This is a genomic window from Moraxella bovis (genome assembly GCF_025985205.1).
GTDB classification, from domain to species: Bacteria; Pseudomonadota; Gammaproteobacteria; order Pseudomonadales; family Moraxellaceae; genus Moraxella; species Moraxella bovis.
Window position 1 is genome coordinate 2,032,326 of sequence record NZ_CP087840.1, and the last position, 24,475, is coordinate 2,056,800.

At 44.1% G+C, this 24,475-nt stretch carries 30 protein-coding genes and 1 pseudogene; 13 read left to right on the forward strand and 18 right to left on the reverse strand.

Translation table 11 applies throughout. The features are described 5' to 3' along the window. Positions 1 to 5 precede the first annotated feature (5 nt). From LP107_RS10290 to LP107_RS10300, 3 genes and pseudogenes are all read right to left on the reverse strand, one after another. The gene (locus LP107_RS10290) at positions 6 to 278 is read right to left on the reverse strand and encodes a hypothetical protein (RefSeq protein ID WP_078273335.1); all 273 of its coding nucleotides are present in this window, start codon (positions 276 to 278) and stop codon (positions 6 to 8) included. Positions 279 to 286: 8 nt separating this feature from the next. After that, positions 287 to 1,588: pseudogene (gene aroA, locus LP107_RS10295) on the reverse strand (3-phosphoshikimate 1-carboxyvinyltransferase); the annotation flags it as partial. Positions 1,589 to 1,697: 109 nt separating this feature from the next. Next, positions 1,698 to 2,063: a helix-turn-helix domain-containing protein gene (locus LP107_RS10300; RefSeq protein WP_264676143.1), complete on the reverse strand. Its 366-nt coding sequence runs from the start codon at positions 2,061 to 2,063 to the stop codon at positions 1,698 to 1,700. Positions 2,064 to 2,158: 95 nt separating this feature from the next. Between LP107_RS10300 and LP107_RS10305 the strand changes: the two genes are divergently transcribed. Genes LP107_RS10305 through LP107_RS10315 form a run of 3 tightly spaced genes read left to right on the forward strand, consistent with a single transcriptional unit; the run spans position 2,159 to position 3,791 of the window. Then, positions 2,159 to 2,464 carry a hypothetical protein gene (locus LP107_RS10305; protein ID WP_264676142.1) on the forward strand — a complete coding sequence of 102 codons (306 nt, stop codon included), beginning with the start codon at positions 2,159 to 2,161 and terminating at the stop codon, positions 2,462 to 2,464. A gap of 20 nt (positions 2,465 to 2,484) precedes the next feature. Continuing rightward, positions 2,485 to 3,399 (forward strand): hypothetical protein, encoded by a 915-nt coding sequence (locus LP107_RS10310; protein WP_264676141.1) that lies wholly within the window; start codon positions 2,485 to 2,487, stop codon positions 3,397 to 3,399. Positions 3,400 to 3,428: 29 nt separating this feature from the next. Then, complete coding sequence (locus LP107_RS10315) at positions 3,429 to 3,791, forward strand: hypothetical protein (RefSeq protein WP_264676140.1); 363 nt, start codon at positions 3,429 to 3,431, stop codon at positions 3,789 to 3,791. A gap of 43 nt (positions 3,792 to 3,834) precedes the next feature. On the opposite strand, the gene LP107_RS10320 is transcribed toward LP107_RS10315, so the two are convergent. From LP107_RS10320 to pheA, 4 genes are read right to left on the reverse strand one after another with little or no spacing between them, the layout of a single operon-like run. Further along, positions 3,835 to 4,755 (reverse strand): prephenate dehydrogenase/arogenate dehydrogenase family protein, encoded by a 921-nt coding sequence (locus LP107_RS10320; RefSeq protein WP_264676139.1) that lies wholly within the window; start codon positions 4,753 to 4,755, stop codon positions 3,835 to 3,837. Then, positions 4,748 to 5,179, reverse strand: a complete 432-nt coding sequence (locus LP107_RS10325) for a type II toxin-antitoxin system VapC family toxin (RefSeq protein ID WP_112741928.1) — start codon at positions 5,177 to 5,179, stop codon at positions 4,748 to 4,750. The genes LP107_RS10320 and LP107_RS10325 overlap by 8 nt, the downstream gene beginning before the upstream one ends. Further along, positions 5,176 to 5,481 (reverse strand): AbrB/MazE/SpoVT family DNA-binding domain-containing protein, encoded by a 306-nt coding sequence (locus LP107_RS10330; protein WP_112741927.1) that lies wholly within the window; start codon positions 5,479 to 5,481, stop codon positions 5,176 to 5,178. The genes LP107_RS10325 and LP107_RS10330 overlap by 4 nt, the downstream gene beginning before the upstream one ends. Beyond that, positions 5,478 to 6,590, reverse strand: coding sequence for a prephenate dehydratase (gene pheA / locus LP107_RS10335; RefSeq protein ID WP_115369443.1), 1,113 nt, complete (start codon positions 6,588 to 6,590; stop codon positions 5,478 to 5,480). The genes LP107_RS10330 and pheA overlap by 4 nt, the downstream gene beginning before the upstream one ends. 149 nt (positions 6,591 to 6,739) lie before the next feature. Between pheA and LP107_RS10340 the strand changes: the two genes are divergently transcribed. The 3 genes from LP107_RS10340 to LP107_RS10350 are packed head-to-tail and all read left to right on the forward strand — an operon-like array spanning position 6,740 to position 7,499. After that, positions 6,740 to 7,033, forward strand: a complete 294-nt coding sequence (locus tag LP107_RS10340) for a type II toxin-antitoxin system RelE/ParE family toxin (RefSeq protein WP_228157783.1) — start codon at positions 6,740 to 6,742, stop codon at positions 7,031 to 7,033. Between the two features lie 2 nt (positions 7,034 to 7,035). Next, a complete protein-coding gene (locus LP107_RS10345) occupies positions 7,036 to 7,314 on the forward strand; it encodes an addiction module antidote protein (protein ID WP_065255417.1) in 279 nt (92 codons plus the stop codon). A gap of 8 nt (positions 7,315 to 7,322) precedes the next feature. Further along, on the forward strand, positions 7,323 to 7,499 hold the full coding sequence (locus tag LP107_RS10350) for a hypothetical protein (RefSeq protein ID WP_158079595.1): 177 nt from the start codon (positions 7,323 to 7,325) through the stop codon (positions 7,497 to 7,499). A gap of 65 nt (positions 7,500 to 7,564) precedes the next feature. On the opposite strand, the gene LP107_RS10355 is transcribed toward LP107_RS10350, so the two are convergent. The 3 genes from LP107_RS10355 to kdsB form a co-directional block, all read right to left on the reverse strand. Next, positions 7,565 to 8,446 (reverse strand): DUF2272 domain-containing protein, encoded by an 882-nt coding sequence (locus tag LP107_RS10355; protein ID WP_158079596.1) that lies wholly within the window; start codon positions 8,444 to 8,446, stop codon positions 7,565 to 7,567. A gap of 154 nt (positions 8,447 to 8,600) precedes the next feature. Beyond that, entirely contained in the window at positions 8,601 to 9,611 is a 1,011-nt protein-coding gene (locus tag LP107_RS10360; RefSeq protein ID WP_078273343.1) for a DNA polymerase III subunit, read from the reverse strand. A 1-nt stretch (position 9,612) separates the two neighbouring features. Further along, positions 9,613 to 10,380 (reverse strand): 3-deoxy-manno-octulosonate cytidylyltransferase, encoded by a 768-nt coding sequence (kdsB, locus tag LP107_RS10365; protein WP_078273344.1) that lies wholly within the window; start codon positions 10,378 to 10,380, stop codon positions 9,613 to 9,615. A 253-nt stretch (positions 10,381 to 10,633) separates the two neighbouring features. On the opposite strand from kdsB, the gene LP107_RS10370 reads away from it, so the two are divergent. Continuing rightward, positions 10,634 to 11,146 (forward strand): WG repeat-containing protein, encoded by a 513-nt coding sequence (locus LP107_RS10370; protein ID WP_158079597.1) that lies wholly within the window; start codon positions 10,634 to 10,636, stop codon positions 11,144 to 11,146. 34 nt (positions 11,147 to 11,180) lie between these two features. Here the strand turns inward: LP107_RS10370 and lpxK are convergent, their stop codons facing one another. The 8 genes from lpxK to LP107_RS10410 form a co-directional block, all read right to left on the reverse strand. After that, the gene (gene lpxK, locus LP107_RS10375; protein ID WP_078273346.1) at positions 11,181 to 12,209 is read right to left on the reverse strand and encodes a tetraacyldisaccharide 4'-kinase; all 1,029 of its coding nucleotides are present in this window, start codon (positions 12,207 to 12,209) and stop codon (positions 11,181 to 11,183) included. Then, the gene (msbA, locus tag LP107_RS10380) at positions 12,206 to 13,984 is read right to left on the reverse strand and encodes a lipid A export permease/ATP-binding protein MsbA (RefSeq protein WP_112742793.1); all 1,779 of its coding nucleotides are present in this window, start codon (positions 13,982 to 13,984) and stop codon (positions 12,206 to 12,208) included. The genes lpxK and msbA overlap by 4 nt, the downstream gene beginning before the upstream one ends. 69 nt (positions 13,985 to 14,053) lie before the next feature. Continuing rightward, positions 14,054 to 14,485 carry an ExbD/TolR family protein gene (locus LP107_RS10385; protein ID WP_078273348.1) on the reverse strand — a complete coding sequence of 144 codons (432 nt, stop codon included), beginning with the start codon at positions 14,483 to 14,485 and terminating at the stop codon, positions 14,054 to 14,056. A gap of 36 nt (positions 14,486 to 14,521) precedes the next feature. Beyond that, positions 14,522 to 15,184, reverse strand: coding sequence for a MotA/TolQ/ExbB proton channel family protein (locus LP107_RS10390; protein WP_078273349.1), 663 nt, complete (start codon positions 15,182 to 15,184; stop codon positions 14,522 to 14,524). 34 nt (positions 15,185 to 15,218) lie between these two features. Next, positions 15,219 to 16,259, reverse strand: coding sequence for a ParB/RepB/Spo0J family partition protein (locus LP107_RS10395; RefSeq protein WP_112742792.1), 1,041 nt, complete (start codon positions 16,257 to 16,259; stop codon positions 15,219 to 15,221). 131 nt (positions 16,260 to 16,390) lie between these two features. Then, a complete protein-coding gene (locus LP107_RS10400; protein ID WP_078273350.1) occupies positions 16,391 to 16,669 on the reverse strand; it encodes a PspC domain-containing protein in 279 nt (92 codons plus the stop codon). A gap of 308 nt (positions 16,670 to 16,977) precedes the next feature. Beyond that, entirely contained in the window at positions 16,978 to 18,438 is a 1,461-nt protein-coding gene (gene pta, locus LP107_RS10405) for a phosphate acetyltransferase (protein ID WP_078273351.1), read from the reverse strand. A gap of 102 nt (positions 18,439 to 18,540) precedes the next feature. After that, positions 18,541 to 19,728, reverse strand: coding sequence for an acetate/propionate family kinase (locus LP107_RS10410; RefSeq protein ID WP_078273352.1), 1,188 nt, complete (start codon positions 19,726 to 19,728; stop codon positions 18,541 to 18,543). Positions 19,729 to 19,827: 99 nt separating this feature from the next. Here LP107_RS10410 and LP107_RS14615 point away from each other — a divergent pair, with 99 nt between their 5' ends. The 6 genes from LP107_RS14615 (at position 19,828) to LP107_RS10435 (ending at position 24,437) form a co-directional block, all read left to right on the forward strand. After that, complete coding sequence (locus LP107_RS14615) at positions 19,828 to 20,112, forward strand: TfoX/Sxy family protein (protein WP_143821642.1); 285 nt, start codon at positions 19,828 to 19,830, stop codon at positions 20,110 to 20,112. 109 nt (positions 20,113 to 20,221) lie between these two features. After that, positions 20,222 to 20,347, forward strand: a complete 126-nt coding sequence (locus tag LP107_RS10415) for a TfoX/Sxy family protein (RefSeq protein ID WP_162860357.1) — start codon at positions 20,222 to 20,224, stop codon at positions 20,345 to 20,347. 186 nt (positions 20,348 to 20,533) lie between these two features. Beyond that, the gene (locus tag LP107_RS10420) at positions 20,534 to 22,759 is read left to right on the forward strand and encodes an NADP-dependent isocitrate dehydrogenase (RefSeq protein WP_078273355.1); all 2,226 of its coding nucleotides are present in this window, start codon (positions 20,534 to 20,536) and stop codon (positions 22,757 to 22,759) included. Between the two features lie 161 nt (positions 22,760 to 22,920). Beyond that, positions 22,921 to 23,532 (forward strand): rhomboid family intramembrane serine protease, encoded by a 612-nt coding sequence (locus LP107_RS10425; RefSeq protein WP_112741925.1) that lies wholly within the window; start codon positions 22,921 to 22,923, stop codon positions 23,530 to 23,532. Between the two features lie 83 nt (positions 23,533 to 23,615). Beyond that, a complete protein-coding gene (locus LP107_RS10430) occupies positions 23,616 to 23,867 on the forward strand; it encodes a hypothetical protein (protein WP_264676138.1) in 252 nt (83 codons plus the stop codon). Positions 23,868 to 23,951: 84 nt separating this feature from the next. After that, on the forward strand, positions 23,952 to 24,437 hold the full coding sequence (locus tag LP107_RS10435; RefSeq protein WP_078273358.1) for a PIN domain-containing protein: 486 nt from the start codon (positions 23,952 to 23,954) through the stop codon (positions 24,435 to 24,437). The last annotated feature ends 38 nt before the right edge of the window (positions 24,438 to 24,475 follow it).

Sequence of the window (24,475 nt, forward strand, 5' to 3'; positions counted from 1 at the left end):
TTTGATCAGTCAAATTTCTCATCAAAACTTTCTTCAAACATTGCCATCACTTCATCATCGCCCCAATGAATGTCATCAGGGATTACCCCTTCGCCAAGCATAAAACCCAATTTGCGTTTTTTTGGCATTGGTTTTGACTGGGCAAAACTGGGCAAAAATTGCCCAATTTCTTGCCCTGATTGTTTAACGGAGATTTTTTCGCCTTTTAATAAGGCGTTTTTGACCGCTTGCCAATCAATAAATTCTTGACTGGTAGAACCCAAATCAATACTTAACATAAGTTTTCCTATTCCAACACTTCCAAGCCAAGTCCTGCTTCTTTTACCAATTTAGCAAAATTCGGAAAACTGGTTGCTACCGTCTCCGTGCCATTTATCACGATTTCATCTTTTGCTCGTAGGCTCGCCACCGCAAAGCTCATCGCAATTCTATGGTCGTGATGAGATTCAATCGTCCCACCGCCAAACACAAATTCGCTCTCGCCACGCCCGATAATTTCAATGCCATCATCAAGCACCGTGCAGTCAATGCCAAGCGTTTTTAGACCGTCCGCCATTACTTGAATGCGGTCGGATTCTTTGACACGAAGCTCTTCCGCCCCACGCAACACAGTCTTGCCAGTCGCACAGGCACTTGCGATAAAAATCACAGGAAATTCATCAATCGCCAATGGCACAAGGTTGAGCGGAATTTCAATACCGTGCAATTTGCTTGATTTGACGCAAATGTCCGCCACAGGCTCGCCACCGACAAGTGTTTGATTTTCAAGGGTAATATCTGCCCCCATTAGGCGTAAAATATCAATTACCCCTGTACGAGTGGGGTTAATCCCCACTTTTGGCAGTACCACATCGCCACAGCCTGCAATCGCCCCTGCCACCATAAAAAACGCCGAACTTGAAATGTCCGCAGGCACTTCAATGTCGCAGGCAGTCAGCGTACCGCCCCCTGTTAGGCGGATTTCGTTGCCGTGTTCTAGTGGGGTAACTTTGACATCATAACCAAAGGCGGTGAGCATTCGCTCGGTGTGGTCTCGGGTAATTTCAGGCTCAATCACTACCGTTTCGCCATTCGCCCACAGCCCCGCCAACAGCAGGCACGACTTGACTTGGGCGGACGCCATTGGCATTTCATAATGGATGGCGGACAGCGTTTGACCGCCTGTAATCGTCATTGGCGGTGTGCCACGCTCGCCTGTGGTCGCCACAACCGCCCCCATTTGGCGTAAGGGTTTGGCGACTCGCTCCATTGGGCGTTTGGATAGGCTTGGGTCGCCAATCATCGTGCTGTCAAAGCTCTGAGCCGACAAAATCCCAGAGAGCAGTCGCATACTCGTGCCAGAATTGCCCATATCAAGCTCTCTTTGCGGAGCTTGTAGCCCATTCATTCCCACGCCATAAATCGTCACTTTGTCGCCGTCTCGCTCGATTTGCACACCCATATCACGAAAGGCTTGCAAGGTAGAAAGGGCGTCTTCGCCTTCTAAAAAATTGGTAACACGAGTTACGCCATTCGCAAGCGAACCAAACATAATGGAGCGGTGCGAAATGGATTTGTCAGGGGCGACTTTATGCGTGCCTGTAAATGTCGTGCTTGGGGTGAGTTTGTATTTCATAGGGTTTTCCTAAAAAAAGGCTTGTTAATTTGTTGGGGGTAAGGTGCTTGCTTTTAAATAAAAAGTACGCACTGCTAAAATATTAAACTTTATCCAAAAGTTTTCTTAATAATTCAATTTCTTTATCTTTTTGGGAAATTAATTCATCTTTGTGAGAAAGAGATAATTTTAATTTTTCAATTTCAGCAATCAAATATTGGTCGCCATTATAATAATTATTGCTATGATTTTCACTAATTTGACAAACAAATTTTTTATTATCCAATAATTCATTAATTTCAACACCAAATAAATTGGCAATATCATTTAATCGTTCCAAGTTTGGCATACTCTCACCCCTTTCTATTTTGGCATAGCCATTTCTGGTAATACCTAATTTTTCCGCCATTTGCTCTTGCGTCCAGTCGTTTTGCTCTCTTAACTCACGAATGGTTTCAACATTTATCATAAAAATACCCATATTTTTTAACAAAAGACCACTCGCAGTTGTCAAATGACAAGTGCAGGTTGGTTTAAAAATAAAATAAATTATTGTAACATATAATGGTTGAAATTCAAAATTTTTTGGGAGCAATTATGCTTGGTTTTTTACGCTTGGTGCGTGGATTTTGTGGGCTTGTCTTTGCTTTGCAAGTTCTTGGTGCTTTTGGTACATTGCTAACATTAAGTCAAGTTGAAAATATTTCACCAAATGACGAAACGAGTGTTTTTGCCTTTATTTTTATCAAAATAATTTTTGCCGTTATTTTTGGTTTTCCTTATTTTTATTTAAGAAAAGTTATCAATAATATTCATCAAAAACAAAATGACGATGATGAATTATTGCTAAAATCTAATTGGGCTTTGTGATTTTATTTTAGGTATATCTTATGGGAATGTTTCTACTTCTGTGTTGTCTTTTTGGCATTATTGCTCTAATTATCAATTTTGCTCAAAATGACCAAAAAAATCCAACCCCACAAACAAGATTAAATCAAGCAACCCAACCTAAGAATTACACAAGAGAAATTGCATTAGGCTTAGAATACTTGGCACAAAATTATGAACAAACCAAAAACATTATAGAGAACAACGGCTTTTTCTCGTCTAATCACGATAAAAACGCTTGGAGCTATGCTTTTGAGATAGAAATTGCTTATTTTCAGCTTATTATTTTCAAGCATTGTATTATGCTATATGACCGTAGCAGAATTAACTGGATAAAATATACAATAGATACTATGCCAGATGAAAATAGTAGAAATGTGTATAGAGAAAGTATAAGGGGCGAAATACAAGCTGAATACAAAAGAATGGATGTTGAAAAAGAAAAAGGACAAAATATCGCACAAGGTATTGAAAATAGATGGATTGAGTTAATTTTAAAGGTTTATGGATTAAATTACAACGAAAATAATATTTCTATTGTAAAAAATCTCTTAAAAGAAAGAAATGATTTTTATGTAGAGATATTGGCACAGCTAAGAGGCAAAAAGAAAGAAACCCATAATGGCGATTTTTACATCAAATTTTTGGAATTTTGTGAGCAACATTATGAATTTCGTAGCAATCGTGGTTTTGAACAAAACTATGTACCTATTTTTCTGCAAATGTATCAGAATTTCCTAGAACAGGCTTCTAGGGAAAAAGTAATTGCAGGATTTATGTATAACAACGAACACAACGAAACCGCATCTCTTGTCAAAGGAAGAGTTTATAACATCAAAGATAACATACTTAACACTTGGAATTTTGCGGTTAAATATAGACAAGCAACAGGCAACCCCTTGCCACCCAATAGTTAATATATTAAATTTATATAAGGTCAAAAATTATGAAAATATTATTTTGGATAATTGCCATTATTGCAATTTATTTTATTTATGCTTATTTCTCTGGTTATCAAAGACAGCTGAATTACCAAAGAGCAATCGCCGATTTAATGCAAGAATTAGCGACAAATCCACATCAATTTTTTGCCCCAAAGTTTAGTTTTCCCCCAAAAACTTTTCTGACGCCACACGACATATATGATTTGGCAATGTTTAAAGTAATTGAATTGTCATTGGAAAGAAATATTCGTTCGCCAATCAATGCCAATATCATTCCGTCAGATATTATGACTTTGCCCAATGCAAAACAAGATTTTGAAAAATTATGCATATTTGCTTATTCTGTTGTGAATGATAGAGATTAAATGAATGGTGCGTAATACACACACACACACCTTACGCACAACTTTACAAATTCTTTAATTTCTCTTTCTCCACCAATAACCGCCCAAAATGTTCTCGTGCGTTTTTGGCGATTTCAAAAGTTTTTAATAAGTCATCGGAATTATCATTTAAAATGTCATTTTTTAACTCATCTAAAATCGCTTGATAATTTTCCAAACCCTTTAACACCGCCTGTTTATTTGCCAAAAAAATGTCGTGCCACATAATCGGACTGCTTGCCGAAATACGACTAAAATCCCGAAAACCACCGCCTGCATAACGAAAAATATTTAAACTCTCTTCATCTTTGGCAAGCTGATAAGTCAAAGCATAGGACAATAAATGCGGTAAATGGCTGGTTAATGCCAGCACTTCATCGTGTTTATCACACGGCATAAAATCCACACTCGCCCCAAGCGATTGCCAAAGGGTGGCGATTTTATCCACCGCTTGTTTGTCATTAAAATCGTGCGGACAAATAATGAGTTTATGAGCTTTAAATAACTCGCCATTTCTTGCCATAAAGCCCGACTTTTCCGCCCCTGCAATGGGGTGAGCCAAAACCAAATTGGGCGGTAATTCGCCAAAAATATCAAAAGCATCTTTTAAAATATTGCCTTTGGTGCTGGCGGTATCGCTGATGATAATATCATTTGGCAATAATTTATCATCAATGGCGGTTTTGATTTGCGATAATATATTTTTCACCGCAAAAGCAGGTACAGCAATGATGATACATTCACAATCTTTTAATACACCCGTCTTTGCCAAAGCGAGTAAATCATCATCGCCACCTTGAATTAATTTCTCACTAATGGCATTATCAATAATCGATTTATCAAAATCCACCGCATATAAGTGATTAACAAGGCGATTATCAATAATCCCCTGTAAAATACTACCGCCGATTAAGCCTAAGCCGATGATAAGAATATTGTTAAACATAGTGTTCACTTGGAATAATTACACTTGGCAAAAATTGATTTTTAGCCACTTTTTTGGCAAAGCCTTTATCATCAAAAGAATAAACCAAGTTACAATTTTGATAACTTGCTAGATGAAATGCGTCTGTAAATTCTATGCCAGATTTAGCAAAAATAATGGCTTTTTGTATCATTACTTTATTTTCAAATTGGATATTGGGTAAGGTCAATAAATGATTATAAATCATTATAATGGTTTGCAAATCATATTTACAAACGGCACGCAATATCCATTCAAACTCAATAATGACTGTATTGGAAACAAACAGATTTGGAGAGTTTTCTATAATATATTTAGAAAGCTCTCTTTGCTTTTTAGTTTTAATGTCATTATCTGTTGTTTCCACATAATAACGAGCCAAAATATTGGTATCCAAGCCAATCATAAAATATCCCGTGCAAATTGTGCCACATCAACATCCAAATCTTTTGCAGACAAATGCGTTTTTACCATTCCAAAACCTGATTTAAATTCTGATTTGGTTTCGGTTTGTTCTTCATTGGAAGTATTGGGTGGTAAAAATTCAACACTTCTACCATTTTCATCAAAATTGATGGTTAATGGTGAGCCTTGTTTTACCCCAATTTTTTCAAAAAACCAAGCAGGGAAAGTAATTTGCCCATATTCATTAGTTGATACGGTTGCAGTTATCATTTTTTTACTCCAAAATTTAAATTTATAAATCAAATCACCGCCTTTGGATATGACCCCAATACCCGCACATCTTTGGCGATTTTAGCGATGTCCTCAATGGCGTTTTTGACGTTGTCGTCAGCGATATGCCCCGTCATGTCGATAAAAAACACATATGCCCATTTGTTCGGACGCTCAGGGCGGGTCTCAATGCTCGTCATGGATACGCCATGTTTTTTTAGAGGTTCTAGTAGCTCAATCAACGCTCCTGCACGGTCTGGGCTGGACACCACGATGGACGTTTTGTCTTGACCGCTTGGGGCAACGGTTTCGTGTCCGATGATAAGAAAACGAGTGGTATTGTTGGGATTGTCCTCAATGTTCTCAAAAAGTTTATGCAAGCCGTATTCAGCCACCGCCACATCACCCGCAATCGCTGCTGAGTGCCATTCGTTTTGTAGGCGTTTAGCAGCTTCGCCATTAGATGACACCGCCACTCGCTCGACATTGGGGAAATTGGCGTCAAGCCAGTGACGGCACTGGGCAAGCGACTGCTGGTGGCTATAAATGCGACTTAGGCTGTCCACTTTGGTGTGTTCTGCCACCAAAAAGTTGTGATGAATGGGCAGTTCCACCTCGCCGATGATTTTTAGGCTTGACCCCAAAAATGCGTCCAACGTATGATTGACCACGCCTTCGGACGAGTTCTCCACAGGCACCACGCCATACATGGCAGAGCCTGCCTCCACTTCACGAAAGACATCGGTAATCGTGGCAAGTGGCACGGTGGTCGCTGCCTTACCAAAATGTTTTAGGGCGGCGGCATGGGTAAACGTACCAACAGGCCCCAAAAAGGCGACCTTTTGTGGAGCTTCAAGTTCTAGGCACACCGACATAATCTCCCGAAACAGGCGTGCCATTTTCTCACCCGATAGCGGGCCTGTGTTTCTTGCCATGACTGCTTTTAGCACTTGGGCTTCACGTTCGGGGCGATAAAAAATGGGGTGATTCTCGTGGTTCTTTTTGGCAATGGCGACCTGCTGGGCGATGCTGGCTCGCTCGTTGATAAGTCGTTGAATTTGCTCATCAATACTGTCAATCTTACCACGCAAATCGGTGATTTGGTTGGTGTCTAGGTTGGCTTTGGGGGTTTGCTTGCTCATGTCTGCCCTTTTTTTGTGTGCTAAAAATAGGTTAATGATACATGAAAATTAGGGGTTTGGGCAAATGTTTTTTGGGGTTTTGAAAAAATTGAAATATTAGCTTGTAATTTTGTAGCTTACAGGCTACAATACTCAAAAAGAGTAATTTTATGTTTACGATTGAAAAGACAGAACAGTTTGATGAATGGTTAAAATCACTAAAAAACCCAATCGCCAAAAAGGCAGTCATTAGCCGTTTGTTGCGACTTGAAATGGGGCATTTTGGCGATATTGATAATGTTGGCAAGGTGTTTTTGAACTTCGCATTCATGTCAATGTTGGCATTAGAGTGTACGCCATACAAAAGGGTGAAACTTTTATTTTGGTATTATCAGGCGGAGATAAATCTACCCAACAAGCTGATATTATCAAAGCCAAAGAAATTGCAAAACTTGGGAGAATAGCAATGAAAACCAGTAAATTTAACGCATTTGATTATTTTGAAAGTGATGATGAGATTTTGGATTATTTAAGTGATTGCTTTAATGACGATGACCCACAATTATTTGTTACCGCCTTATCGCATTTGATAGAGAAAAAAGGCGTTGCAGAAGTTGCTAAATTAACAGGACTAAATCGTGAAAGCCTATATAAAACCGTGAAAGGGCAAACACAGCCAACATGGGCGACCGTGCATAAAATTATACACGCTTTAAAAATCCAATCCAACTTTGCTTATGCTTAATTTAAACGATGGCAAATAATAAATCTGCACCCCAAAAATTGATATGGCAAACAGATAAGGCTGATGGCAAAAACCTTATGGCATTATTACAAAATGACAGAAAAGCCAATGATGAATTAACTACTTTATTAGCATTAAGTAAAACGATTAAAGATAATGCGGATAATACACCCAAAGAAATTTAAAAATGATACAGTTAGGCGAATGTGATTCGCCCCTACACGTCCAAATTTTAAAATGGTTATTTGATTCACTCCTGCAACACCAACGCCACCACCCAATTTTGTCGATTAAAGTTACACGCCGTTTCATGATTGGGACTACATTCTATCTCGCTTGGGGCGGGCAATATCGCCTTGCCGTCATCGTCCATAGGAATTTTGCGTAACATGACGGTATGCAGTACATTACCGCCGATGAGCCAAATCTCACGATTTTCCTTATCAGTTTTTACGATAATATCACAATGAGCAGGCAAGCCACGTCCACTCTCTGCCAAATACTTATCCAAATCCTGATAACTACCAATCAGCTCACGCCCATAACTTCGCACATAGCACAGCATATCGCCCTGTTTTAGGGGGTGCGTTTTGGGGTCTTTCGTGCGATAATCGCCCACGCCTTGCCAAGATGTAGCGATATAATCAAAATGGCGTGGCGACACATAAAAATCCACGTCCGCCTGTCTCATCACATACGACACAAAGCCTGCCGACCATGCCACATCACTTACAAAGGCTCGGCAAATGTTGGTGCTGGCATTCTCGCCCCTGTCCGCCTTGTCGCAACGCTCATAAGGCAACGCTCTATCAAGCCGTGCCAACGCTCCACTATCACGCCAATACGCCACCACACGCTCCCACGCTCGTGAGCCGTCTGTCAGGCGTGCGTTTTCGGATTCGTAATGGCTGTATTTGGCGATTTGTCCGTTTGTGGTAATAAACGGCTCGCCCCATGCCTTGTGTTCACGCAGGGCGATTTGGGCGATACGTTCGGATTTTGGGGCATTTGGGGCAAATGTGGGCGTGGGCGATTGCCACAAATTGCCTTGTGGATTACCCTGTGGGGCGTGCGTACTCAGGCAAGCGGATAGGACTAAGGCGGTGCAGAGTAGGGGTAGAAGTTTTGGCATGGCGTTGTATTTATTTAAAAGGAAATTTATTTTATCATTAAATGGGGGTTTTAAAAAGCAAGACAAATATATTCCTACCCCATTCTCAAATTTATGCAAGTGATTGATATGTAGAAGGAAAATATAATTTTCCCCTACAATCGCAAACCAAGCGTTACAAATCCACCAAGCGACAAAATAGCTCATCATACGCCATTTTTTCTTGTACGTTTTGTCCCACCGCCACCGCCATGTCATCAAGGCTTGCTAGGAAATTTTCTACCTTGTCAAGGCTTAGATTGTCCGCCCCATTTATCAGCCCTGCCACATCCATGTCGGTATGAATGCTATCAAGCCCAAGCCCCACTCGCACCACGTCCATAAGCATGAGCCGTGTCAAAACAGCAAAATCAGCAAAACTCATCACGCCCTGCCAGTAGTCGCTCGCACTCACTGCCGACCGCTCGCCATGCCTTAGCGTAAGCCATGTTTTTAGCCACAATACACGCTTACCAAACCACACTGCCTTTGGCAACTCTACCGCCTTTAATACCGCCCCGTCGGTCAGTGTCAGGGCAAGTCTGGCAAGACTCTCATCGCCCAGCACCCCACCCACATAAGCCAACGCCACATCATGAGCAACAGCCCCAAGCGGTAGGGCTTGCACACGGCTTTTTATCGTGGGCATGAGCTTGGCAGGGTTGTCGCTTATCAGTATCAAATGCACGCCTGCCCGTGGCTCTTCTAAGGTTTTTAGCAGGGCATTGCTCGCCCCAATCGTGAGCGTGTCGGCATCATCTAGCACGATGAGCCGAACGCCATGCCCCTTGACGTGGCTATACTCTTGCAAGGCTCGCACGTCATCAATCTTAATGGACGACCGCTCACTCTCATCAGACGTAGGCAGGCTCTCGGACGGTAGTACCATAACATCAGGGTGCGTCCCCGCCCTAAGCCACGCACAGCTTTGGCAAGACCCACACGCACCCTGCTCGCCCTTGTCATCACAAAGTAGCCACGCCACAAACCGCCACACAAATTCACGCTTGCCAATGCCTGCCATGCCACACGCCAACAGCCCATGCGGTAATTTACCGTCATAAAACTGACCGACCACCTGCTCCCAAGCGTGGGTTTGCCAAAGCAGTAACGGGGCAAAATAGGACAACTGTTCTTGTTCGTTCATATCAGAATTTCAAAAACTCATCAATCGGCATGGCATTTAGCCTATCCAAGTCTTCCTCGGTATCCACCCCAAGCGGTAAGGCGACTTTGGCGACATCTATGGCGATTTTTTGCCCGTTTTCCAAAATGCGAAGCTGTTCTAAACTCTCCAAACGTTCCAATACGCCCTGCTCCCATGTGCCAAATTCCTTTAACAATTTGACCCGATACGCATAAAGCCCCAAATGACGATAGGCGTTTTTTGGTCTCTCGCCAAGCTCGCCTGTCAAATGAGCATCTCTGTCGTAAGGCATGGGGCTACGGCTAAAATACAAGGCATTCTGGCGAGCGTGGACGACTTTTACCACCGAATTTTTATAAAAATCATCATAATTATCAATCACTTCACACAAAGTCGCCATGACACAGTCAGAATTTTCCACCAAAAGATTTTTGGCTTGTTCTAGCAGTACAGGCGGTACAAGCGGTTCATCGCCTTGCATATTGATAACAATGTCATTGTCCGCCAAACCCAAAATCTGTGCCACCTCGCCCAGTCTGTCCGTGCCTGATGAATGCTCACCCGTCATCACCACAGGCACGCCCGCACACTCACACACCGCAAAAATCCGCTCATCGTCCGTTGCCACACATACGCTGTCGGCAAAAGTCGCTTGCAGGGCTTTTTGAGCTGTCCAGAGAATCATGGGCTTGCCGTGAATTTCTAGCAACGGTTTGGCAGGTAGGCGAGTGGATTTGTAACGGGCAGGGATAATGATGTGGGTTTTCATAAAGTTTTTTGTGTTGCGATAAAAGACCCATTATAAAGCAAAATCAACCAAACGAAAAGCACAACGGCACCCAAATTACCCTACAAAAAATCTTAACCATACCAGATAATTTCGCTATAATCAGTGATAATTCCTTACAATGAAAACTGTCATGACATCATTTAAAAACAAACTTTCCAAACTCTCCCTAAGCACCACCCTAATCTATGTTGCTATTTTTGGCTTATCGGCATGGGCGTGCGAAAGACCACAGGTGAGTGGTTATGATGATGTGAGTTGCCTAAATGAGGGCTTGGCATGGGTTAAGCAAAACGGTAAATATGGGTTTATTGATAAAACTGGCACAATAATTATTCCTGCTCAATATGATGATATTTACGGTTTTAGCGAGGGTTTAGCACCAATCAAACAGGCTAATAAATGGGGTTTTATTGATAAAACAGGCAAGGTGGTCATTCCCATTCAATATGACGATGTTTATACTTTTAGTGAAGGTTTAGCACCAATTGAACAAAATGGTAAATATGGATTTATTGATAAAATGGGCAAATTAGCAATGCCTGCTCAATACGACAGTGCTTATAGTTTTCGTGAAGGTTTAGCGGTAATTGAACAGAACGGTAAGTATGGATTTATTGATAGAACAGGCACAATAGTTATTTCCACTCAATATGATGACACTCACAGTTTTAAAAATAATCAGGCTAAGGTTAAATTAGATGACGAAACATTTTACATCGACAAAACAGGCAAACACATTCAATAATTTCAATCACAAAAGGCAGGTAAATCCTGCCTTTTTAATCCCCAATCCTAAGCTCCCTAAGCACCTTATCCATCTCCCCATACACCCCATCAGACAACACCGCCTGTACAGGCAAAACCCATACATTGTCAAAAATCGCATGGGGCGAGCATTTGGCAAGTTCACGCAATTTAACCGCATCTTTACTGGTTGTGATGATTGGCAAATCGGTCAAATCCGCCAAATCATCAAGAGTAAAATCATGATGATCGCCAAAAACACGCTCCACCACGTCAAAACCAAGCTCATTTAACGTTTTAAAAAAGCGAGCAGGATAGCCAATACCGCTTACCGCATAGACCTTTTGGGGTGGTAAAGTTTTATCATTTACCGATTTGTCATTTCCCAAAAGTGGCATGGGATTGTTTGGGGCTAAGTGCATTAAAAGGGCATTATTATCATATTTCTCGGCTCGGCTATCATGATAAATCACAGTCGCCCCATTTAGGCGGTCTATCGGCTCACGCAAAAAGCCTTGCGGAAAGAGTTTCTCATTACCAAAGCCACGCACCCCGTCCACGACTATCCATTCTACATCTCGGTGTAGGGCGTAGTGTTGTAGTCCGTCATCACTGATGATGAGTTGTAGAGTTGGATAATTTTGCATCAATAAATCAATGACTTGCCCACGATTTGCCCCCACCGCCATTGGCACGTTTGTATTTTGGACGATAAGGCACGGCTCATCGCCGACTTCTTTGGGGGTACTACCTTCACGAACCAACGCAGGGCGACTGTCCGCCCGTCCATAGCCCCGACTTATCACGCCCACGTTTACGCCTTTGTCTTGTACATATTTGACAAGGGCAATGATAAGCGGTGTTTTGCCACTACCGCCCACCGTGATATTGCCCACCACCATCACAGGAATGGGGGCGTGGTATTTGGCAAGTTTATCATTATCATACAAGGACTTACGCACACGACCCACCACGCCATACAGAGCGGACAACGGGGCGAGCGTGGCAAGCATGGGGGAGTTGTCCTGCCATGCCTTTGTGATGAGAAGTTCTAAGTTTTTCATGCCTTGCCCTGTTCGCTTTGCTCATCAAAGGTACGCTCGTACATGGTGCGATACATACCGCCTTTGGCAAACAGCTCGTCATGCGTGCCCATTTCCACGATTTGCCCTTTATCCATGACGATGATACGGTCGGCATTGGCGATGGTGGATAAGCGATGAGCGATGACAAGCGTGGTACGACCGTGCATGACGGACTCTAATGCCTTTTGGATATAATATTCACTTTCGTTGTCTAGGGCGGATGTGGCTTCGTCCAATATCAAAATCGGTGCATCTTTTAATAACGCCCGTGCGATGGAGAGTCGTTGGCGTTGTCCGCCTGACAGTTGCAAGCCGTCCGACCCGATAAAACTGTCATAGCCATCTGGCAAATCCATAATAAAATCATGAGCATAGGCCGATTTGCTTGCTTGTATGATGTCATCACGGGATTTGGCGGATAATGCCCCATAGGCGATGTTATGAGCGACCGTATCCAAAAATAGTGTAACTTGCTGATTGACCATGGCAATCTGCTCACGCAAAGACGATAATTTAATGTCATCAATGGGCGTGCCATCTATCAATATCTGTCCCGATGTCGGCGTGAGTGAACGAGTAAGCAAGTTCACCAGCGTGGTCTTGCCTGAGCCTGACCGCCCGACCACCGCCACCGTCTCGCCTGCCTTGATGTCAAGGTTAAAGCCCTTTATCGCTTGCAGGCCACTCTCATAAGTCAAGCTCACATCATTAAAACGGATATTACCATGAATGACAGGGGTTAGCGTGCCTGTATCACGCTCCTCGAGCGTGTCCAACAGTTTAAACACAGACGCACCCCCTGCCAAGCCTCGTTGCAACTTTTGATTGACATCGGTCAAGGCTTTGACGGGACGGGCAAGCAATCCTGCGGCGATAAGAAAAGATGCAAACTGCCCTGCCGTCATACCCCCAAGCACTTCAGGACGTAGCGACAACCACACCACAAAACACATCCCTGTCGCCATGAGTAGCTGAATGAGTGGCGAATTAATGGCGGCAAGCACGGTGATTTTCATGCCTTTTTGTAGGTTGTCTAGGCTTGCCTCATTAAACCTATTCGCTTCATATGTCTGTCCGCCGTAGTTTTTGACGACTTGATAGCCTGCCACTGCTTCATTGGTGATATGGCTTACCGCACTCATGGACTCTTGGATGCCTGTCGATAGTGTGGCAAATTTTTTGGAGACCTTTTTGATAATCCAAAAAATCGGTGGCACGACTATCATCAAAACAAACGTAAGTCGCCAGTTGCTATAAAACAGATAACCAAACAACGCAATGACCGTCAAACCTTCTTTTAGTAGCGTGGTAATCGCCTCGTTACTGCCTGCGGTAACTTGCTCCACATCAAAGATAAGTTTGGATGAAATGGTGCCGGCAGGGTTTTTTAGATAAAAATCAGACGGCAAACGTAACAGCTTTTCAAACACCGCCACACGCAAATGATAGACAAGATTACGAGAAATATACGCCGAATAATATCCCCCCAAAAACGCCCCAACCCCCCGAAAGAAAAACAGAGCAATTACCAAAAACGGAAACCAAAATTTGCCTTTTTCATCATTATTGTTAATGGCATCAATAATAAACTCAAAGAGCTTGGCACTGGCAACCTCAGAGCCTGCACTTAGCACCATGCCAATCGCCATAAAAATCGCCGCCCACCAGTAAGGTTTTAGGTAGGACATCAGACGCAAAAAGACCGCCAATTTATCATTGGGGTCAAAGTTGGTTTGGGAGGTAGGTTTTGACATGATTTTTAAAAGAAAAGTTTTGTGGCATTTTAACACAAAATGCCACATCGCACCGCATAAATCGTGCGATTACTTACTACTGCTTTGTGGTGCTGGCACGACGGTGCTGATGTTTAGGTTTAAAAAGCCCATTTTACCTGCCACATCCATGACACGCACCACCGCTTGGTGTGATGCTTCGGCATCGGCTGCGATGACAAACAGTTGTTTGCGGTTACTGCCCGCTTCTTTTTGGAGCATGTTAATGAGCTCAGCTTCGGTACTAGACCCTAAGGCAAGCCCATTAACCAAATAAGTACCGTCTTTTTGTACCGCCACTTCTATCTGTTTGCCTTCGTTGGTCACTGCCACGCCTTCGGCTTCGGGCAGGACGATGTTAATGCGACTAAAATGATTAAAGGTCGTCGCCATCAGCAAAAATACAATCAAAAACAGCAAGCAATCAATCATGGGGGTCAGATTGATTTCCAAAGGCTCAACGGTTGGTTTACGAAATCTCATGGCGATACTCGGCTATGACTGCTATTGGTGTTGGGGCTAGGCGACAGGCTCGCTGGCTAGGATTGGCTCTTTTTGCGAACCATCTTTCATCAGCCCATAATCATACATCTCTTGGATGAGTAGCCCCGCTTCGCTTTCAAATTTGGCATTAATATCCACAATACGTCTTTGAAAATAACGATACGCCATCAGAGCAGGAATGGCGACAAACATACCGCCTGCGGTCGTAATCAAAGCCTGAGAGACACCACCTGCGAGCATGGCAGGGTCTTGCATGGAGCCGTCTGTTACTGCCAAAAATGAGATGATGATACCCAGTACTGTCCCTAACAAACCTAAAAGCGGTGCAATCGCCCCAATCGTACCGAGCATGTTAATGTTCTTCTCTAAGGTATGAATCTGTACACTCGCACGGTTTTGCATGTGCATGGTCATACTGTCCAGTCCATACTGGCGATACAAGAGTCCCGTTGCCAAAATATCGCCCAATGGTGACTCGCCTTTGATGGTAAGCAAAGTGTTTTTATTGATATCACCTTTGGTGCGTAACTGGCTAATCAGCTGTTCTCTAAGTCCGCTCGGAGCAAGCAAACCCATGCGTAACACTTTGCCACGCTCGATGATAATGACCAGTGCCACAATAGAACACACGATGATTGGCAACATCAGCCAACCGCCCGCTTTGACAAGCTCCCACATAATTTACACCGTTACACAATTATTAATTAAAACATCAAGACTTTGCCACGCCAAACTGTGCCATCAGCCCACTTAGCTCATCATGGCTATGAAAAAATATCTCCACACTACCCTTGCCATCTTTGCCTTGTTTTAGCTTGACCGTCGCCCCCAATGCGTCCGAGAGCTTCTGGTTTAGGGCGATGACTTCACGACTATTGACTAAGACTGCCTTTGGCTCGGGGTGCAAGATAGACTTGACCAGTTTTTCTGCTTCACGCACCGTCATGTCCGCATGAATGATTTTTTTGGCGATGATGGGCTGTTGGTCTTTGGACAAAGACAGCAAAGTGCGAGCATGACCCATGTCAAGCAGGTTATCCATCATAAACGCCTTGACTTCATCATGCAAGGCGTTAAGGCGTAGCAGGTTGGATACGGTCGTGCGTGCCTTACCTACAACATCGGCAATCATCGCATGACTCATGCCAAACTCGGTATGAAACCGCTCCAACGCCGCCGCCTGCTCTAACACCGTCAAGTCTTCACGCTGGATGTTCTCAATGAGTGCCAAGGCAATCGCCACTTCATCAGACAGCACACGCTCGATGGCAGGAATGGTGGTAAGCCCTGCCAGTTTGGCGGCTCGCCAACGTCGCTCACCTGCGATAATCTCATGAGTAATGCCATCCGCCTTACTCTCACCATCTAACAAAGGACGGATAACGATGGGTTGCATGACCCCATGCTGACGTACCGATTCGGCAAGCTCCTGCAAGGCTTCTTCTTTAATGTCTCGTCTGGGCTGATATTTACCTGATTGCAATCTGGCGGGGTCGATTTGAATGAGCGTGACCTGTTCACTATCTTGGGTGGGCTCAGACTGGATAGTCTTGGCAGATTTGCTGGCTACTTGGGCGGTGCTTTTGTCGGCATTGGCTTTTGTGCCAGTTTTTTTGGGGCTGGCTGACTTTGGGGCAGGGGCAGATTCCGCTGTCGGCATGATGGCTTCTGCGGTCAAATCTCTTTCTCGTTTAATGTTACCCATTAAGGCTTCTAAGCCACGTTTCGTGCCAAGCCCACGCTTTTTTGTCATGCCCATTTACACCAGTGTTACAGAAAATAGCAGGGTATTTTACCACAAATAACATCTCATGTTAAAGGCTAAGTATGCTTTTTGTCGTAAAAATACCCAAAGTTGTCTTTGGGTAAGGGGTAAATTCAAAATCAATATGACTCATAAATATAAGACTCATCGCTCGCTTCGGGCATGATGAGCCACATGATAAGATAAAACAAAATCCCACCAAACAACGTCACCGTTGCCGTCAGTGGAATAGACAGCACAAACAGCCATCGTAGCACCGCAGGCGACCACCTCATGTATTCAGCAATACCGCCAAACACCCCTGCCATCAGGCGATGACGTTTTGAACGGTGTAAGCGGATAAGTTTGGGTTTAGTGCGTGTAAGTCTAGCATGGTCAGGGCTGATATGATGGGTCATGGGCTATCTTTACCTTTTAAAGTTTGTATAAATTAAAATTTGCATTAAAACAATTTAAACATAACACTTTTTTAATAATACTTTTTTGGGTAAATACAATGCCCTTTTTCAAAACTTTACATTGATAAAATAAAAGAGCGGAAAAACCCGCTCTTATTAGGGCGTGCCTACCATTGATAACATTTTTGTAAAAATAAGATAAAAATTTTACATTTTAAATCAATTTTTGCATGAAAAATGGCTAAATCTTGTTTTTCATTGCAAATACCAAAGGCAGGCACGCCCTATTTATTGTAAATATGACAAATTTACACCGCTTGAATCGCCGTCAAGGCAATGGTATAAACAATGTCATCCACCAAACAACCACGAGAGAGGTCATTTACAGGCTTGTTTAGACCTTGTAGCATAGGACCCACACTAATCACGCCTGCGGTACGTTGTACGGCTTTATAAGTGGTGTTACCTGTGTTCAAATCAGGGAAAATAAACACGTTGGCTTCGCCTGCCACGGCTGAATTTGGGGCTTTTTGTTTGCCCACGCTTGGCACAGACGCTGCGTCAAACTGTAGGGGACCGTCCACTTTTAGCTCGGGGGCTTTTTCACGGACAATCTCTAACGCACCTTTGACCGTATCCACATCAGGGCCTGAACCTGAATTCATGGTAGAGTAGCTAATCAAGGCAACTTTGGGGTCAATGCCAAACGCTTTGGCAGACTCGGCGGACTGGATGGCAATCTCAGCAAGTTGCTCGGCGGTTGGGTTGGGGTTTACCGCACAGTCGCCATAGACGACCACTTGCTCGGGCAGTAGCATAAAGAACACGCTAGATACTAGGCTATACTCTGGGGCGGTTTTGATAAGCTGGAACGCTGGGCGAATGGTGTCGGCTGTCGTGTGTACCGCACCTGACACTAAGCCGTCCACATCGCCCACTTGTAGCATCATCGTACCAAGATACACGGTGTCTTGTAGAGCCTCTCTTGCTCCTGCTTCGTCCAGTTTACCCTTACGGCGTTCTACCATAGAGGCGACATATTTTTCAATGATAGTGGACGGCTCGATGATTTCAATATCATCGGGCAAGGTTACGCCACGCTCGTCCGCCACCGCACGGATTTTGGCAGGGTCGCCCAACAGCACGCATTGGGCAATGCCACGACTTTGGCAAATCGCCGCCGCTTCAATGGTGCGTGGCTCATCGCCTTCGGGTAGAACGACACGTTTTTTGGCGTTTTGGGCAAGGCGAACCACTTGGTTACGAAACGCATAGGGCGACAGCTTTTGTGTACGCTCAGACGTTTTGTAACTTTCAAATGCCCCACCGTCAATCTCAGACAGATGACCATCTTTGTCGGTGCGTGCCACCACTTGCACTTTGCCAGACAGTTCGGCTGTGCCAATCACGCCCCAAATACGCTCGCCTTTGATACCGCCAAACACAGACGCAAACACAGGCAGACGCACGTCATTATCGCCCACCAAAATCACGTCCGCATCAAAACCTGTCCCCAGCTCACGGTTCACGCGGTTGGCATAAGGACGGCTTTCATCGGCAAGTACGCCCACCACCACACTCACGGGGGCGGATTGTTTGGCGATGACGGTTTCTAGTAGGTCATCAAGGTTGTTGTCGCTAATGGCACTGACCAACTCATCATGGCTTGGAATGGCGACAATCTCGCCACCGACTAGGCTTGCAACATTTTGAGCCAACGTTTGCATGTTGATTTGGCTGGTGGTGGGGATGAGTAATAATGTTTTCATAAGTTACCTTTATCGATTTATTAGTAAGATTTTTAAATTTACCACTTTTTAACAATGGTTATTTTAAGAAAAGCCAGACCTTAGCCCAGCTTTTCTTTTTACTTACAATCCTAGTACCGTACGAGATTCGCTGGCGATTTGGAATTCTTCGTCTGTTGGGATAACCCATAGCTCAACAGCAGAACCTTCAGCATGGAAGCTACCCTCTGCCCCACGGAACAGCTCGGCATTTTTGGCGGTGTCAATTTGCACGCCCAAATGCTTTAAGTGGCTCACAATCTTAGCACGCATGTCCGCACCATTCTCGCCCACACCGCCTGTAAAGGCAATGCCCGTCAATACTGGCAAACCTGCGGTCAAGCTAAGCAAGTATTTGGCAACACGGTAAGCAAACATATCAAGGGCGAGCGTGGCATCAGCATTACCCTCTTTGTCGGCTTGTTCTAGGTTACGCATGTCGTTAGACACGCCCGACACGCCCAACAGACCGCTCTTTTTGTTAAGCAAAGTATCAATCTCTTGGATAGACAGACCCAAAGTGCGGTGCAAATGCAAGTGAATGCTTGGGTCAATGTCGCCTGAGCGAGTACCCATCATCAGGCCTTCGAGCGGGGTCAGACCCATAGATGTATCTAGACTTTGACCGTCATATACTGCTGTTGCCGAACAGCCGTTGCCTAGGTGAGCCACAAGCCAACCTGTCTTGCCATCTTGACCGCTTAGCGTGTTGGCACGGTTTGAGACGTAGTTGTGCGATGTACCATGAAAGCCATAACGACGGATTTGGTGTTCGGTGTACAGCTCTTTTGGAATGGCGTAGCGGTAAGCGTGTGCAGGCATGGTTTGGTGGAATGCCGTGTCAAAAATCGCCACTTGGGGCAGGTCAGGATAAATGGCGTTAATCGCCTTAATGCCAGACGCATTCGCAGGATTGTGAAGTGGAGCAAGGCTTGCCAGCTCTTCGATGGTTGCTAGCACTTCTGGGGTAATGACAGTTGCTGATTTGAATTTGTCGCCACCGTGTACCACACGATGACCCACCGCCACAGGCTTATGCTCGGCAATAAGCTCACCTAGGATGATTTGCAAGGCTTCGGTATGAGCCCCTGAATTTGGGATATTGATTTCTACTTTTGAGCCGTCTAGGTTTTTGTGCTTGATACGGGCATCAGGATTGCCCAACGCTTCGGCAAGGCCCTCAATGCGAGTGTTACCATCTTCGCTGATAAGGGCGTATTTGATGGATGATGAGCCACAGTTTAGCACTAAGGTGGGATTGGTTAGAGACATAAGCTTTCCTTATTGGAATGAAAAAGATACAGCGATGATTATAACACAAAATGGGCTTTGACAAAAGCATGATTTGCCAAAACGCCATACATTCACGCATTGCAAAGTGGTCAGCTTTGGTTTAGAGTAAGACACGTTTTTATCATATTTATCACACATCATGACCGCATACAGCGAATTTACCGCTTTTATCTTAGACCAATTAGCCCCGCCCCCATCACCGTCAAGCGAATGTTTGAGGTAGGTTGCCTTTTTAAACGTGGCAAAATGTTTGGCATTGTCGCTGATGACACGCTTTATCTAAAAGCCGGTGATGACAACCGCCAAGTCTTTATTAAATTTCTTTGCAAACTAAAAATAAACCCTTATAAACACTGGGTTTGAAGTTTTTAAAAATCTATAAAAATCAGGGCTTGGAAAGAAGTCTATTGATGAAGGGTGTGAAAAATTTACCTATTGGACAAGCCGAGCAGGCGTTAAAAAACAAGTCGAATTGGGCTATTATCAGCTTCCTGAATTTGCCTTAGATGATACTGATGAGCTGTGCCGTTGGGCAGGGTTGGGGATGGGAGGGGATGAGCCACAAAGTCAAATGCACGCCCACAATCATCAAAAATGACTTATGTTTGGTATTTTATTTAAAAATAATACTTGACTTATTTCACAAAAAAAGTTAGGAAAATTGGCAAAAATATGGCATAATAGGCACTAATTTTGGGTTATCTGTGAACGGCTGTCATACCCAAAACAACATATTCCCCTGCAAAGCGAACTTGCATTTACAATCACCAAACTCGGAGTTTTTATGTCAAAACCGACCATTGTTTATACCTATACCGATGAAGCCCCTGCTCTTGCCACGCACTCTTTACTGCCGATTATCCAAGCCTTTACCAAAAGCTCAGGCATTGACATCACCACCAGCGACATCTCTTTGGCAAGCCGTGTCCTATCTCAATTCCCAGAATATCTAAAACCTGAACAACAACGTGAAGACAGCCTAGCCAAATTGGGCGAACTCGTCACCAAGCCTGACGCTAACGTCATCAAATTGCCTAACATCTCAGCGTCCATGCCACAGCTTTTAGCAACCATCAAAGAGCTACAAGATGACGGCTATGCGGTGCCTGACTATCCTGCCGAACCCCAAGACGACAAAGAACGTGACATCCAAGCCCGTTATGACCGTGTCAAAGGCTCAGCGGTAAACCCTGTACTTCGTGAAGGTAACTCTGACCGCCGTGCCCCCAAAGCGGTGAAAAACTTCGCCAAAAAATTTCCGCACTCAATGGGTGAATGGTCAGCCGACAGCAAAACGCACGTCTCCACCATGAGCGATAACGACTTTTTCCACAACGAAAAAGCCATCACTCTTGACAAAGCCACCACCGTTCACATCGTCTTTACTGACAAAGACGGCAACAGCAAAGAATTGCGTAAACCCCTACCGCTACTTGCTGGCGAAATTTTGGACGCCACCGTGCTAAACAAAAAAGCATTGGTCAAGTTCCTAGACGAACAAGTCGCTGACGCCAAAGAAAAAGGCGTACTATACAGCCTGCACATGAAAGCCACGATGATGAAAGTGTCCGACCCCATCATCTTTGGTCATGCGGTCAAGTCATTCTTTAAACCTGTCTTTGACAAATACGGCAAAGAGCTAGAAAATGCTGGCGTGAATGTCAATAACGGTTTTGGTGATTTGCTTGCCAAGCTTGACAACCTTGACCCTGCGGTCAAAGCCGATGTTGAGAAACTCATCGATGAGACCTACGCCAACAACCCTGATGTGGCAATGGTTGATTCTGACAAAGGCATCACCAACCTGCACGTTCCAAGTGACATCATCATTGATGCTTCTATCCCTGCCATGGTGCGTAGCTCTGGCAAGATGTGGAACAAGAATGGTGAACTGCAAGACACCAAAATCATCATTCCTGACAGCACTTATGCCCCTCTATATGAAGCTGTGGTTGAGTTCTGTAAAGAACATGGTGCCTTTGACCCAACCACGATGGGTACTGTGCCAAACGTGGGTCTGATGGCTCAAAAAGCCGAAGAATACGGCTCACATGATAAGACTTTTGAGATTGAATCAGACGGTAAAGTTGAAGTCAAAGACCAAGACGGCAATGTCCTACTGTCTCATGACGTTGAAGCAGGCGACATTTGGCGTGCTTGCCAAACCAAAGACGCCCCCGTCAAGGACTGGGTTGCTTTGGCGGTCAATCGTGCCAGACTGTCTAACACGCCTGCGGTCTTTTGGCTTAACGAAAAACGTGCTCACAGTGCCGAGGTCATCAAAAAAGTCAATGCTTATCTTGCCGAGCTTGACACTGACGGTCTAGAAGTTCACATTCTACCACTTGTCGCCGCTGCTAACTTCACCCTAGAACGCCTAGTGGCTGGCAAAGACACCATCAGCGTAACTGGTAACGTCATGCGTGACTACCTAACCGACCTATTCCCCATCATGGAGCTGGGTACATCTGCCAAAATGCTCTCTATCGTGCCACTCATGAATGGCGGCGGTATGTTTGAGACTGGGGCGGGCGGCAGCGCACCGAAACACGTTCAGCAGTTTAATAAAGAAAACTACCTGCGTTGGGACAGCTTGGGCGAGTTCTTGGCATTGGCGGTATCGCTTGAACACCTAGCTCAAAAAACAAACAACCAAAAAGCCCAAATCCTAGCCGATGCCCTAGACAAAGCCACCGAAGAGCTGCTGATGAACGATAAGTCGCCACAGCGTAAACTGGGCTCTATCGACAACCGTGGAAGCCACTTCTACCTTGCCAAATATTGGGCAGAAGCCTTGTCTGAACAAACAGACGACAAAGCCCTAGCCGATGAGTTCGCTCCCATTGCCAAAGCATTGAACGAGCAAGAAGAAACCATCGTGAGCGAGCTAAATGGCGTACAAGGCGAGGCCGTTGAGACCGAAGGCTACTATTTTGCCAACCGTGATTTGCTTGACAAAGCCATGCGTCCAAGTGCTACCTTTAACGACATCATCGCCAAATTGGGCTAATAAGCCTATCAAAAGCGTGATGTTAAAGATGATAAAATGCCGTCCTAGGATGGCATTTTTATTTGTTGCAAATTGTAATGATGGTTGCACCCCTGTACAAATTTGATATACTGACCATCATTTAACTTATTACCACTTATCATCATTTACCGTTATTTATCATGAATCACACCACTGTCATCATTATTATTACTGTCGCTGTCAGCCTTATGGCATGGCAAAACAAAACGTTTCTTGGTAGGCTCATCTTCGACCCCATCTCCATCACTCGCCATAAGCAATACGACCGTTTTTTGACCAGTGGCTTTGTACATGGAGACGGCATGCACCTGCTGTTTAACATGATTACGCTATACTTTTTTGGGCGAACCATGGAGCGGTTTTATATTCATGAGCTAGGAGTGTTAGGCTTTGTGGGCTTTTATACCCTTGCCATCATCGCTTCTAGCATTCCTGACTACATCCGCCACAAGAACAACCCACGCTTTGCCAGTCTTGGGGCGTCAGGCGGTGTATCAGCGGTGCTATTTGCCTTTATTCTGCTAGCACCATGGCAGACCATTTACCTATTCTTTATTCCTATCCCTGCGATTATTTTTGCCATTGGCTACATCAGTTATAGCATTTGGGCGGACAGACGTGGTACAGGACGGATTAACCATCTTGCTCACCTATCAGGAGCGGCATTTGGCGTGATTGCCACCGTCATCATCAAACCTGCCATTGTGATACATTTTATCAACGCTTTGTTAAGCCCTGCTTTTTTAAGGTGATTTAAAAACACCCATCACAAAACAGTCTTGTCAAAATCCATCAAATTCACTACAATAACCTGATTTCAATCAAGGGTTGCACCATGTTAAATATGCAAGAAGCTGTCAAAAAAGCCAAATTCTACGCCAAAGAGCTGTATGCTGATGAAGACATCAAAGATTTAAGTCTAGAAGAGATTGATTTTGACGACCAACATGATAACTGGAAAGTTACTTTGGGTTATAATACCAAACGCCACAAAATTGAGAGTAACGCCAGATATCGCACCAATCTTGCCATGGACTATTTTGCCAATCTCAATGCCGAAAAAGGCGAGCGACTAGAAATGATTTGAGAATACAAAATCTTTGAAATAAACGCCCATGATGACTTTAAAGTGGTCTTATCACAATGATGATAAGACCACTTTAAAGTCATCATGCACTTTTATGCCAATTCCACCCATGTGGCGTTATTAGACACCAACTTATTGACCGTCTTATTGGTTGGTCAATTGGGTGTGGGCTATATTGAGAAAAACAAAAAGACAAGTCAATATACGAGCGATGATTTTATTTTATTAAACGACCTACTCAGCCAATTTAAAGATATTATTACCACGCCCCATATTTTGGCTAAAACAGTTAATTTAATTGATTGGGTGCAAGGCGAACACAGGCAGATTTTGTTTGCTTATTTGGCGGATTTTATTAGCCAAAAACAAAAAATATATTTATCCGCCAAAGACATCATAAAAAGCCCTGCTTTTATTCATTTAGGCTTAACCGATGGTGCGATTTTTGAGCTAGCAAAGGATACCCACACAGTTTTGATTACCGCAGATTTGCCTTTATATGCTTTTGGAGTGAATCACGGCATCAAAACCATAAATTTCAATCACATTCAAGACCGTCATTTTCAATAAAAAACAGACAACTTTTCATTGTCTGTTTTTTGTTTAAA